At 60.9% G+C, this 12959-nt stretch carries 11 protein-coding genes; all 11 read right to left on the reverse strand.

Annotated features, from left to right (window positions below):
• Positions 1–29 precede the first annotated feature (29 nt).
• On the reverse strand, positions 30–704 hold the full coding sequence (locus J3P88_RS10890) for a NuoB/complex I 20 kDa subunit family protein (RefSeq protein WP_030141322.1): 675 nt from the start codon (positions 702–704) through the stop codon (positions 30–32).
• A 10-nt stretch (positions 705–714) separates the two neighbouring features.
• Positions 715–1128 (reverse strand): NADH-quinone oxidoreductase subunit A, encoded by a 414-nt coding sequence (locus J3P88_RS10895; protein ID WP_003203367.1) that lies wholly within the window; start codon positions 1126–1128, stop codon positions 715–717.
• Positions 1129–1790: 662 nt separating this feature from the next.
• Positions 1791–3116, reverse strand: a complete 1326-nt coding sequence (gene aceA / locus J3P88_RS10900) for an isocitrate lyase (protein ID WP_014337679.1) — start codon at positions 3114–3116, stop codon at positions 1791–1793.
• A gap of 458 nt (positions 3117–3574) precedes the next feature.
• On the reverse strand, positions 3575–4336 hold the full coding sequence (locus J3P88_RS10905; RefSeq protein WP_434575157.1) for a secretin N-terminal domain-containing protein: 762 nt from the start codon (positions 4334–4336) through the stop codon (positions 3575–3577).
• Positions 4337–4591: 255 nt separating this feature from the next.
• Positions 4592–5017, reverse strand: a complete 426-nt coding sequence (locus tag J3P88_RS10910; RefSeq protein ID WP_186709768.1) for a GNAT family N-acetyltransferase — start codon at positions 5015–5017, stop codon at positions 4592–4594.
• Complete coding sequence (locus J3P88_RS10915) at positions 5010–6176, reverse strand: JmjC domain-containing protein (protein WP_434575159.1); 1167 nt, start codon at positions 6174–6176, stop codon at positions 5010–5012. Before J3P88_RS10915 ends, J3P88_RS10910 begins: the two co-directional genes overlap by 8 nt.
• Positions 6177–6260: 84 nt before the next feature.
• The gene (purB, locus tag J3P88_RS10920) at positions 6261–7631 is read right to left on the reverse strand and encodes an adenylosuccinate lyase (protein ID WP_186730311.1); all 1371 of its coding nucleotides are present in this window, start codon (positions 7629–7631) and stop codon (positions 6261–6263) included.
• A 258-nt stretch (positions 7632–7889) separates the two neighbouring features.
• A complete protein-coding gene (gene hflD / locus J3P88_RS10925) occupies positions 7890–8513 on the reverse strand; it encodes a high frequency lysogenization protein HflD (protein ID WP_434575162.1) in 624 nt (207 codons plus the stop codon).
• Positions 8510–9634 carry a tRNA 2-thiouridine(34) synthase MnmA gene (mnmA, locus tag J3P88_RS10930; RefSeq protein ID WP_434575164.1) on the reverse strand — a complete coding sequence of 375 codons (1125 nt, stop codon included), beginning with the start codon at positions 9632–9634 and terminating at the stop codon, positions 8510–8512. The genes hflD and mnmA overlap by 4 nt, the downstream gene beginning before the upstream one ends.
• Before the next feature lie 59 nt (positions 9635–9693).
• Entirely contained in the window at positions 9694–10140 is a 447-nt protein-coding gene (locus J3P88_RS10935) for an NUDIX hydrolase (protein WP_434575166.1), read from the reverse strand.
• A 200-nt stretch (positions 10141–10340) separates the two neighbouring features.
• The gene (locus tag J3P88_RS10940; RefSeq protein WP_434575168.1) at positions 10341–12566 is read right to left on the reverse strand and encodes an NADP-dependent isocitrate dehydrogenase; all 2226 of its coding nucleotides are present in this window, start codon (positions 12564–12566) and stop codon (positions 10341–10343) included.
• Positions 12567–12959 lie beyond the last annotated feature (393 nt).

Below are 12959 nucleotides of genomic sequence, written 5' to 3' on the forward strand. Positions count from 1 at the left end.
TCTCGTTTCTTGTACAGAGCAGAGCTGGATCAGACTTCGTCGGGGCTGCGCAGGTTGGTGACTGCGATACGCTGTTCGCGGCGCTGTTCCTTTTGCGACGGCATCTCGGCGCGATAGACGCCTTGATCGCCAACGACCCAGGACAGTGGGCGACGCTCCTGGCCAATCGACTCCTGCAACAGCATCAAGCCTTGCAGGAACGCTTCAGGGCGAGGTGGGCAGCCAGGCACGTAGACGTCCACGGGCAGAAATTTGTCCACGCCTTGAACGACGGAATAGATGTCGTACATGCCACCGGAGTTGGCGCACGAACCCATGGAGATGACCCACTTGGGTTCGAGCATTTGCTCGTAGAGACGCTGGATGATCGGCGCCATCTTGATGAAGCAGGTACCGGCGATAACCATGAAATCCGCCTGGCGCGGCGATGCCCGGATCACCTCGGCGCCAAAGCGCGCGATGTCGTGGGGCGCCGTGAAGGCGGTGGTCATTTCCACGTAGCAGCACGAAAGGCCGAAGTTGTACGGCCACAGGGAGTTCTTGCGACCCCAGTTGACCGTGCTGTTCAGCACGTCTTCGAGCTTGCCCATGAAGATGTTCTTGTGGACTTGATCTTCTAACGGATCGGCGACGGTTTCCCGCTTGCCAATCGGATACTGCTCGTTAGGAGCATCGGGGTCGATCCTGGTGAGATTGTATTGCATTGCCAAAGCCTCATTGTTTCAGCTTCGCTTGCCGCTTGCGCCGAGCTTCCGGAGCCCAATCAAGTGCCCCCACCCGGTAAAGGTAGACAAGACCTGCCAACAGAATTGCTATGAAAACGAGAGCTTCGACGAATCCGGTCCAGCCGCTTTCGCGGACGGACACAGACCATGCAAAGAGAAAGAGGGCTTCGATATCGAAGATCACGAACAGCATCGCGACCAGATAGAATTTGGCTGAGAGCCGCAAGCGGGCGCCACCGGTAGGTAGCATGCCGGACTCGAACGGTTCATTTTTGCTGCGGCCCCAGGCTTTTGACCCAAGCAGGCTCGACACGCCGAGCATGAAAGCACACAGGCCAACAACGCCCAGAAGGAAAATGGCAAAGCCCCAGTTGTGGGCCATGAGTCCTGTCGCTTCGGACATGTTGGAAATCCTTAACAGAGAGCAAAGGTCTCTGAGCTTGAATGAAATAACGCAGTGACGATATGTCGCAGCAATCAATCGCGGTGATTTTATGGCTAAACACCGGGCAAGTAAAATTCCTATAGCGAAATTATTTATTGGAATAAGGACATAGCGCGCCTCCATGACCCCGCAGCCCCGGCGGGGCGGGCATTGATCCGTTATTCAACAATTATATTTCGTGCAGGTTGTAACAAGGAAAGCCTCAGCTAAATGATAATTATTATTGTTTGGCGTGGCTTTTGATCAATGCTGCGCCGCAGTGGCTGAGAACTTTTCTTACATGCTCGTTAACTGCAGTTGTCAGCGCCGGCCGTTTTACTCTTTTTCAGACTGCCTGATACTGCGTTCGATCAATTTTTTTGTCTTTCCTGTAGGAACGCTTCCTTAAGACTTGTCTGAATCTTGTGGCGAGGGAGCTTGCTCCCGCTTGAGCGCGAAGCGCTCACAAAAAGGCTGCTGCGCAGCCAGCGGGAGCAAGCTCCCTCGCCACGGAATCATTTCATGCGACTACATTGCTGCCAAAGCATAGGCAAAAAAAAGCCCCGAACCAGTCGGGGCGTCAGATCGTCGGCTTTGCGGTTAGCTTTTATTCGGTCCGCAAGGGCCGTTTAGCTCATGGATCAGTGGAACTGTTCTTCTTCGGTGGAGCCGGTCAGTGCGGTCACCGACGAAGTGCCGCCCTGGATCACGGTGGTCATGTCGTCGAAGTAGCCGGTGCCCACTTCCTGCTGGTGAGCCACGAAGGTGTAGCCCTTGGCGGCGTCAGCGAACTCCTGCTCTTGCAGCTTCACGTAGGCAGTCATGTCGTTGCGGGCGTAGTCGTGCGCCAGGTTGAACATGCTGTGCCACATGTTGTGAATGCCGGCCAGGGTGATGAACTGGTGCTTGTAGCCCATGGCGGACAGTTCGCGCTGGAACTTGGCGATGGTCGCGTCGTCCAGGTTTTTCTTCCAGTTGAAGGAAGGCGAGCAGTTGTACGACAGCAGTTGGTCCGGGTATTCCTTCTTGATCGCTTCGGCGAAACGGCGGGCTTCGTCCAGGTCCGGCTTGGCGGTTTCGCACCAGATCAGGTCGGCGTACGGCGCATAGGCCAGGCCGCGGGCGATGGCTTGGTCGAGACCGGCGCGCACTTTGTAGAAGCCTTCCTGGGTACGGGTGCCGGTGACGAACGGCTGGTCGTACGGGTCGCAGTCCGAGGTCAGCAGGTCGGCGGCGTTGGCGTCGGTACGGGCCAGGATGATGGTCGGTACACCGGCAACGTCGGCGGCCAGGCGGGCAGCGGTCAGCTTCTGCACGGCTTCCTGGGTCGGCACCAGGACCTTGCCGCCCATGTGGCCGCATTTCTTCACCGAAGCCAGTTGGTCTTCGAAGTGAACGCCAGCGGCGCCTGCCTCGATCATGCTCTTCATCAGCTCGTAGGCGTTCAGGACACCGCCGAAACCGGCTTCAGCGTCAGCCACGATCGGTGCGAAGTAGTCGATGTAGCCTTCGTCGCCGGGGTTCTTGCCGGCTTTCCACTGGATCTGGTCGGCGCGACGGAACGAGTTGTTGATGCGCTTGACCACGGTTGGAACCGAGTCCACCGGGTACAGCGACTGGTCGGGGTACATCGACTCGGCGGAGTTGTTGTCCGCGGCCACTTGCCAGCCCGACAGGTAGATCGCCTGGATGCCGGCCTTGACTTGCTGTACAGCCTGGCCGCCGGTCAGGGCGCCCATGCAGTTGACGAAATCTTTCTCGGGACGGAAGGCTGGCTTGGCGCCCTGGGTGACCAGGTTCCAGAGCTTCTCGGCGCCCATCTTCGCAAAGGTGTGCTCAGGTTGAACCGAGCCACGCAGACGGACGACGTCAGCAGCGGAATAATTGCGCTTCACGCCTTTCCAGCGCGGGTTTTCAGCCCAGTCTTTTTCAAGGGCTGCAATTTGCTGTTCGCGTGTCAGTGCCATGGAGATAAACCTCGTCGCATAGGTCTTGGTGGAAAATTCCGGCTCCTGCCGACCAGGGGGCTGGCGTACAAGTCGGTTCAGGCGGGGTGGCGACGGGATGAACGATGGGCTCGAGGGGGAAAGTGAGCAGGTAGGGGCGAACTGCGGGCGCATTCGGGCGTCGTGGGCCTTTCATACGAACTCAGAGTGATGCCGGGTTACCTAGTTACGCTTCCGTCCCTCGGGACAACTTCGTTCCAGTCGCAACCTCGTCAAACACACCTTGTGGGCGGTACAGACACGAATCGGCTCGCAGGGTAGTTGCAAGCGTCGACCCGAAGGCCCTTGCCAGGGCCCCTGATTAGCGGGAGCGAGGCCATCATGCCTTCGGTTTTTTGCCTCGTCAAACGTTTTGTAGTGCTTTTTTTATGGCACTACATCTTTGGTCTAATACGACTCATCAGTCAGTTTTTGGTGCTTCAGTTCAGGGTATCGACCTTGACCCGCAAAATCATGTCGTCGCGTCCCTGGGTCGAGTAGCTGCGGGTCAGGCCCTGTTTATCGGCCTGAGTCTGGCGATTCACGCCGGCCAGGGTGATCCATTCGCCCAGGCGTCCGCTGACCGTTGTGTCGGTACTCTGAACGTTCACTACATCGGGACGCTCCTGGCTCATGCGGTCACGGTTGGTACTGATGCTCAGGTGAACGGTTTCGCCGGTGACGCTGGCGGTGACATAGAAACCTTGGGTGACGTTACGGTATTCGGTCTGGCTTTGCAGGCGACCATAGTTGTCGGTCTGGCTGCTGGTGAACGGTACGCTCTGGCCGACCTGAATCAGCGCCGGCTGGCCTTCGCTGGCCTGCACCTGCTGCACGCCGCCGTCACGGCTGGCGGTGCTGCGGTTGATGATGCGGGTCTGGCTGGGCGCGGCGCCGTTGATGGAATAACCCTGGTCGCCCTGCAGGTTGTTTTCGTTGGTATCGACCGTGATCAGCAGGCGCTTGGGCGCGGTGTCCAGTTGGGCGAGGAATTGCCGGAGTTCTTCGATCTTGCCGGGCTCGGCATTGACGATCAGTTGGTTGCCGTAGGCACTGACCTGGCCGTCCTTGCCGATGAAATTCTGTGCCACCGACAACAGGTCGGCGCTGGTGCGGTAGTTCAGTGGCACGATTTGCGTGTCGGCCATGGCTGACAGGCTGCCACCCAGCAGCAGGAGGGTCAGCAGGGTACGTAGAAGCATGTCCATTTCTCCGTGAGACAAAGGCCTGATATTGCCAGTTTGTCGGCCTCGGGTGGGGCAAGTTGAATGGTAGACGGCAAAACGCCCCGGCATCGGTGGATGGCGGGGCGTTTTGTGGTGTTGATGGTGCTCTTGTGGCGAGGGAGCTTGCTCCCGCTGGGCTGCGCAGCGGCCCTCTTTTTTTGGGGTCGCTGCGCGACCCAGCGGGAGCAAGCTCCCTCGCCACAGGGTAGTGTGTTGCTGCTTCTGGCAGTGTCAGGCCGAGCGCCGCACCATGTCCACATGAGGAATGCCGGCCTCCAGGAACTCCTCGCTGACCACCGCAAACCCCAGCCGCTCATAGAACGGCGTGGCGTGCACCTGGGCGCTGAGCATCTGTTGCTGGAGCCCACGCTTCTCGGCTTCGGCGATCACGGCGTGCATCAGCGCATCGCCCACCTTCAGGCCGCGCCAGTCCTTGAGGACCGAGACCCGGCCGATATGGCCATCGGTCAGTAGGCGCGCGGTGCCGATGGGGAAGTCGCCTTCGAAGGCCAGGAAATGTACAGCGTCCTGATCATCCGAATCCCATTCCAGTTCGGGTGGTACGGATTGTTCGGCAATGAACACGGTCTCACGAATGCGCCGGATCTCGGCGTTATCCTTTTGCCAGTCTGCGACACGAACGTGAATTTTATTCATCGGCGAACCCCAGGCTGCCTTGCTTGACCAGCTCGCAGACGAGGCCGCGACCGTCTTCGTCGGCCAACCATGGGCCGAGGTTTTCGATGTGCAGGGCGTCGGCGGCGCAGATCATTTTCAGCAATTCACGCAGCTTGCCCGGCAGGTAGCGGCTCTGGCCGCTGGCGAACAGCAGCAGGTCATCGTCGACTTCCGACCAGGCCAGGCGCGCGCTCGGGTTGCGGATGATCACGGCGCCTTGTTCCAGGCTGGCCAGCAGGTCGTCTTCTTCCAGTTCCGGGCCCACCACCAACTCCGGGTAGCGTGGCTCGGTCATGAACTGGCCGAACCAGGTCAGCAGCAGGCGCTCGTCGCTCATGTGTTCGGCCAGCAGGCCCTTGAGGCGGTCGAGGGCGTCGTGCTGGATTTGGTGCGGGTCGCTCACCGGGCGCGCGTCGGCGTCGGTGTAGCGTTCTTCGTCCGGCAGGAACTGGCTCAAGAAGTCGGTGAAGTGGGTCAGCACTTCAGCGGCGCTCGGCGCACGGAAACCCACCGAGTAGGTCATGCAGTCGTCCACGGCCACGCCGCAGTGGGCCAGGCGCGGCGGCAGGTAGAGCATGTCGCCGGGTTCCAGGACCCACTCGTCAGTGGCTTCGAAGTCGGCGAGGATGCGCAGGTCGGCGTGTTGCAGCAGTGGGCTTTCGGAGTCGCACATCTGGCCGATTTTCCAGTTGCGCTGGCCATGGCCTTGCAGCAGGAACACGTCATAGTTATCGAAATGCGGACCCACGCTGCCGCCCGGGGCGGCAAAGCTGATCATCACGTCGTCGATGCGCCAGCTCGGCAGGAAGCGGAAGTTCTCCAGCAGTTCGCTGACTTCCGGTACGAACTGATCCACCGCCTGCACCAGCAGGGTCCACTCGCGCTCCGGCAGCTTGCTGAATTCGTCTTCGGCGAACGGGCCGCGACGCAATTCCCAGGGGCGCTCGCCGTGCTCGATCACCAGGCGCGATTCGACTTCTTCTTCCAGTGCCAGGCCGGCCAGCTCGTCGGCATCGATCGGGCTTTGGAAGTCAGGAATCGCCTGACGGATCAGCAGGGGTTTTTTCTGCCAGTAGTCGCGCAGGAACTCCCGTGCCGTGATGCCGCCCAGGAGTTGCAGAGGAATATCAGGATTCATGTGTAACCTATTGAAAAAATATACTTTTCAGACGCGAATAAAAACGCCCGGCGCGGCCGGGCGTCTCAAAGGTAAAGCGATGGATCAGATGCGCTTGGCTTGTGCCGCCGCGTTGCCGATGTAGCTGGCTGGCGTGAGCTTCTTCAGCTCGGCCTTGGCTTCGGCAGGCATGTCCAGGCCATCGATGAAAGTCTGCAGCGCTTCAGGGCTGATGCCCTTGCCACGGGTCAGTTCTTTCAGCTTTTCATACGGGTTTTCGATGTTGTAGCGACGCATCACGGTCTGGATCGGCTCGGCCAGGACTTCCCAGCAAGCGTCCAGGTCGGCGGCGATCTTCTGCTCGTTCAGTTCCAGCTTGCTGATGCCCTTGAGGCTGGCTTCATAGGCAATGACGCTATGGGCAAAGCCCACGCCCAGGTTGCGCAGCACGGTGGAGTCGGTCAGGTCGCGCTGCCAGCGGGAGATCGGCAGTTTGCTCGCCAGGTGCTGGAACAGTGCGTTGGCGATGCCCAGGTTGCCTTCGGAGTTTTCGAAGTCGATCGGGTTGACCTTGTGCGGCATGGTCGAGGAGCCGATTTCGCCAGCGATGGTGCGCTGCTTGAAGTAACCCAGGGAGATGTAGCCCCAGATGTCACGGTCGAAGTCGATCAGGATGGTGTTGAAGCGTGCGATCGCATCGAACAGCTCGGCGATGTAGTCGTGCGGTTCGATCTGGGTGGTGTACGGGTTGAAGCTCAGGCCCAGTTCGTCTTCGATGAAGGCGCGGGCGTTGGCTTCCCAGTCGATGTCCGGGTAGGCCGACAGGTGGGCGTTGTAGTTGCCCACGGCGCCGTTGATCTTGCCCAGCAGCGGCACGGCGGCCACTTGGGCGATCTGGCGCTCCAGGCGGTAGACGACGTTCGCCAGTTCCTTGCCCAGGGTGGTCGGCGAAGCCGGTTGACCGTGGGTGCGCGACAGCATCGGCACGTCGGCGAAGCGTATCGCCAGCTCGCGGATGGCCTGGGCGGTCTGGCGCATCAGCGGCAGCATCACCTCATCACGGCCTTCGCGCAGCATCAGGGCGTGGGACAGGTTGTTGATGTCCTCGCTGGTGCAGGCGAAGTGGATGAACTCGCTGACATTGGCCAGTTCCGGCAGCTTGGCCGCCTGCTCCTTGAGCAGGTATTCGATGGCCTTGACGTCGTGGTTGGTGGTGCGCTCGATCTCTTTGACGCGCTCGGCGTGCTCCAGCACAAAGTTTTCCGCCAGGGTGTCGAGCACCGCGTTGGCTTCGGCGGAGAACGCCGGGACTTCAGGGATGGCAGGGTGAGCGGCCAGGCGCTGGAGCCAGCGCACTTCAACCAGGACGCGGGCACGGATCAGGCCGTACTCGCTGAAAATCGGGCGCAGGGCCTGGGTTTTGCCGGCGTAGCGGCCGTCAACAGGGGAAACCGCAGTGAGCGAAGAGAGCTGCATGGGGTGTTCTCGGACAGTCGGGCAACGAAATGGGGCGCGTATCATACATGAAAACCAGCGCCGGTCCGTCGCCAACTGACCGGCGTGTTACGCGTAACAAGATAAAGCTAAAGCTATTGAACACCTGTGGCGAGGGAGCTTGCTCCCGCTGGGGCGCGAAGCGGCCCTGAATCCAAGCCGCGCGCTAGATCCGCCGGGCTCAGGGGGGGGGCTGCGTTGCAGCCCAGCGGGAGCAAGCTCCCTCGCCACAAAGGCGACTTATTCGTTGCGCATCAACGGGTAAAGCTCTTTGAGCAATTTGCGTCGGCTGATCACCAGTTGCCAGCGGTGGCCACCCAACTGCCGCCACAGCCGTGCCGAGCGGATCCCGGCCAGGAGCAGGGCGCGGATCTTCGAGGCATTGCTCGGCTGTTGCAGGTTACGCATGTCGCCATGCACCTGGATGCGCTGGCGCAAAGTGCTCAAGGTGTCCTGGTACAGCGAGCCGCAGGCCGCGACGACGTTTTCGTGAGCCGGGCCGAAGTGTTCGACCTGGGACTGGATCTGCGGCAAGCGTTTGCCGATGGTTTCCAGCAGGTCGTCGCGTTTGGCCAGCTGGCGCTCGAGGCCCAGCATCGACAGGGCATAGCGCAGCGGTTCGCGTTGCAGGGCGCTGGGGTCGCGCTCCAGGGCGCCAATCAGTGCACGGTAACCTTCACGCAGGTTCAAGTCGTCGCCGCCGTAGACCTCCAGGGTGTCCTTGGGGTCGCGAACCAGCAGGCTGCCGAGCATGCAGGCCACGCCTGCTTCGGAGGCCTGGCCGGTCTTGGCGATCCGGTCCACCAGCACGGCGGCGAGAAACACACCGCCCAATGCCGTCAGTTGTTCCTGGGTAGGGGTCATGCCTCGCTGCTCCAGGGTTGCGCGACTTCGATCACGCCGCCGCCCAGGCAGACGTCGCCGTCGTAGAACACCACGGACTGGCCGGGGGTGACCGCCCGCTGCGGGTCATCGAAGGTGGCACGGTAGCCCGTGGCGGTTTTTTCCAGGGTGCAGGGCTGGTCGCTCTGGCGATAGCGAACCTTGGCCGTCAGGCGGCGAGGTTCGCTGAGGTCGATCGGGTTGACCCAATAGATGTCGGAGGCGAGCAGGGCGCGGGAAAACAGCCAGGGATGGTCGTTGCCCTGGCCGACGATCAGCTCGTTGTGTTCCAGGTCCTTGACCAGCACGTACCACGGCTCTTCGCCGGCGTCTTTCAGCCCGCCAATGCCCAGGCCTTGGCGCTGGCCGATGGTGTGGTACATCAGGCCATGGTGACGGCCGATGACCTCGCCTTCGGTGGTCTTGATCTCGCCCGGCTGGGCCGGCAGGTATTGCTTGAGGAAATCGCTGAAACGACGTTCGCCAATGAAGCAGATCCCAGTGGAATCTTTCTTCTTGGCTGTGGCCAGGTCATGTTTCTCCGCAATTGCCCGTACTTCGGGCTTTTCCAGTTCGCCCACCGGGAACAGGGTCTTGGCGATCTGCTCGCCGCCGACGGCATGCAGGAAGTAACTCTGGTCCTTGTTCGGGTCCAGGCCCTTGAGCAGTTCGGTGCGGCCGTCGATGTCGCGGCGACGTACGTAGTGGCCGGTGGCGATCAGATCCGCGCCGAGCATCATGGCGTAGTCGAGGAACGCCTTGAACTTGATTTCGCGGTTGCAGAGGATGTCCGGGTTCGGCGTGCGGCCGGCCTTGTATTCGGCCAGGAAATGCTCGAACACGTTGTCCCAGTATTCGGCGGCGAAGTTGGCGGTGTGCAGCTTGATGCCAATCTTGTCGCACACGGCCTGGGCGTCCGCCAGGTCGTCCATGGCGGTGCAGTATTCGGTTCCGTCGTCTTCTTCCCAGTTCTTCATGAACAGGCCTTCCACCTCGTAACCCTGCTCGATCAGCAGAAGGGCGGAAACGGAAGAGTCCACGCCGCCGGACATGCCGACAATGACGCGTTGCTTGGGAGTGTTCGAAGAGGCTGGATCACGCATAGGAATTCAATGAGTGTCTTGAAAAAGGACGCGATTCTATCAGGCCCGGGCGCGCAAGGCTAAAGAGAAGGACGGATAAGCTCCAGGCTATGGCGATGGCCGGCCAGATAATCGTCGATGCAGCGGATGATCAGCTCGCTGCGCCAGTGTTCGCGCTGTTCGAGCAGTTCGTCGCGGGTCAGCCATTTGGCGCCGAGGATGCCGTCGTCCAGTTGGTATTCGGGATGGTGTTTCAGGGCCTTGGCGGCGAAGCAGACCCGTTGGTAAGTCACACCGTTGCTAGGGGCGGTGTAGAGGTAGATGCCGGTGACGCTGGTGGGCTCGACGTCCCAGCCGGTTTCTTCGAGGGTTTCGCGCACGGCGGCTTCGATGAGGGTTTCGTTCGGGTCCAGGTGGCCGGCGGGCTGGTTGAGTACTGCGCGTCCGCCCTTGGATTCTTCCACCATCAGGAAGCGGCCGTGGTCTTCGACGATGGTGGCGACGGTGATGTGGGGGTGCCAGTTCATGATGGTTCCTCTATTTTCAGATTGGAATGCCGATCTTGTGGGAGCGAGCCTGCTCGCGAAAGCGGAGGAACATTCAACATTGATGCTAAGCGATACACCGCTTTCGCGAGCAGGCTCGCTCCCACAGGGGATTGTTATCAGGGACGGCAGAAACACAAACCCCGGCACAAGGCCGGGGTTCGTGGTGCTTCCTTACAACCTTACACCAGCGCAGCAATCGCCGCGTTGAAGGTGTTGCTCGGGCGCATGGCCTTGCTGGTCAGTTCCGGGTTGGCGGAGTAGTAACCGCCGATGTCCACGGGCTTGCCTTGCACGGCATTGAGTTCGGCAACGATCTTTTCTTCGTTGTCGGTCAATGTCTTGGCCAGGGAAGCGAACTGGGCCTTGAGGGCTGCGTCGTCATCCTGGGCGGCCAGTGCCTGGGCCCAGAACAGGGTCAGGTAGAAGTGGCTGCCGCGGTTGTCGATGCCGCCGACCTTGCGCGAAGGCGACTTGTTGCGGTCCAGGAACTCGCCGGTAGCCTGGTCGAGGGTCTTGGCCAGCACCAGGGCTTTCGGGTTGTCGTAGGTCACGCCCAGGTGTTCCAGGGACGCGGCCAGGGCCAGGAACTCGCCCAGGGAATCCCAGCGCAGGAAGTTCTCTTCCAGCAACTGCTGAACGTGCTTGGGTGCCGAACCGCCGGCGCCGGTTTCGAACAGGCCACCGCCGTTCATCAGCGGCACGATGGACAGCATCTTGGCGCTGGTACCCAGTTCCATGATCGGGAACAGGTCGGTCAGGTAGTCGCGCAGCACGTTGCCGGTCACCGAAATGGTGTCCTTGCCTTCGCGGGTACGGCCCAGGGTGAACTTCATCGCGTCGACAGGCGACATGATGCGGATGTCCAGGCCGCTGGTGTCGTGGTCCTTCAGGTAGGCCTGGACCTTCTCGATGACCACGCCATCGTGGGCGCGCATCGGGTCCAGCCAGAAGATCGCCGGGGTGCTGCTGGCGCGGGCACGGTTGACGGCCAGCTTGACCCAATCCTGGATCGGCGCGTCCTTGGTCTGGCACATGCGGAAGATATCGCCAGCCTCGACGTTCTGCTCCAGCAGGGTCTGACCGTTGTTGTCCGAAACACGTACCACACCGGCGACCTTGATCTGGAAGGTCTTGTCGTGGGAGCCGTACTCTTCGGCTTTCTTGGCCATCAGGCCGACGTTCGGCACGCTGCCCATGGTGGTTGGGTCGAAGGCGCCGTGTTGCTTGCAGTCTTCGATCACCGCCTGGTAGATGGTGGCGTAGCAGCGATCCGGGATCACGGCCTTGGTGTCGTGCAGCTGGCCGTCGGTGCCCCACATCTTGCCGGAGTCACGGATCATGGCCGGCATCGAGGCGTCGACGATGACGTCGCTCGGCACGTGCAGGTTGGTGATGCCTTTGTCGGAGTTGACCATCGCCAGGGATGGGCGCGCCGCGTAGACCGCCTGGATGTCGGCTTCGATCTGCGCCTGCTGTTCGGCCGGCAGGGCCTTGATGCGGGCGTACAGGTCGCCGATGCCGTTGTTCAGGTTGAAGCCGATCTGCTCCAGCACTTGCGCGTGCTTGGCCAGGGCGTCTTTATAGAACTCGGCCACGATCTGGCCGAACATGATCGGGTCGGAGACCTTCATCATGGTGGCCTTGAGGTGAACCGACAGCAGCACGCCTTTTTGCTTGGCGTCTTCGATTTCGGCGGCGATGAACTCGCGCAGGGCGTTTTTGCTCATCACGGCGCAATCGAGGATCTCACCGGCTTGTACGGTGGTCTTTTCCTTCAGGACAGTGGCAGTGCCGTCCTGGGCGATCAGCTCGATTTTCACGCTGCCGGCGGCGTCGATCAGGGCGGCTTTTTCGCTGCCGTAGAAATCGCCGGTGATCATGTGGGCTACGTGGGACTTGGAGTCCGCGGCCCAGGCGCCCATCTTGTGCGGGTGCTTGCGGGCGTAGTTCTTGACCGACAGCGGCGCGCGACGGTCGGAGTTGCCTTCGCGCAGGACCGGGTTCACGGCGCTGCCCTTGACCTTGTCGTAACGGGCGCGCGCGTCTTTCTCGGCAGCAGTGGTCACGGTTTCCGGGTAGTCCGGCAGTGCGTAGCCCTGGGCCTGCAACTCCTTGATCGCGGCCTGCAGTTGCGGCACCGAGGCGCTGATGTTCGGCAGCTTGATGATGTTGGCTTCAGGCGTAACGGCCAGGTCGCCCAGTTCGGCGAGGTGGTCGGCTACGGCTTTGTCACCCAGTTGCTCGGGGAAGCTGGCCAGGATGCGCCCTGCGAGGGAGATATCGCGAGTTTCCACGGCGATATCGGCCGAAGCGGTAAAGGCTTCGACGATCGGCAGCAGCGAATAGGTGGCGAGGGCAGGCGCTTCGTCGGTGAAGGTATAGATGATCTTCGAGCGGGTGGGCATATTCGGATTAACTCTCTTCTTTGCTAAAGCATGCGCAGAAACTCGAGGGGCGCCGGGTAAGCGCGTTCGTTCAAAGTCATCCGTGAGCCGAATGTCGAGGTTTCTTCGCGGTGATGTTGGGTGCATCAGTCGAGCGTCAAGCGGTCGGGCCGCGGTAACGGTCCGGCTTTCAAAATGGCGGAAAGTCTCGTAATAGAGCCATCAGCCGTCGTGACCCTGTGGTCAGCGGCGGCATTATACATAGGTAGCTGGCGATCTGCCGATGGTTCATAGACTTCCGTACACGTCCATTGGTCTAAACGTCGCAGTACTCCTGAGGCGGACTATGCTCATGTTTGGCGCTTTTCCCTTGGTTTTCAGGCTTGTACACGGCGAAGTGCAAGGCTTTGCCAT

Origin of the sequence: Pseudomonas sp. Z3-6 (assembly GCF_051131985.1) — a bacterium.
In the GTDB taxonomy this organism is placed as follows: domain Bacteria; phylum Pseudomonadota; class Gammaproteobacteria; order Pseudomonadales; family Pseudomonadaceae; genus Aquipseudomonas; species Aquipseudomonas zanjanensis.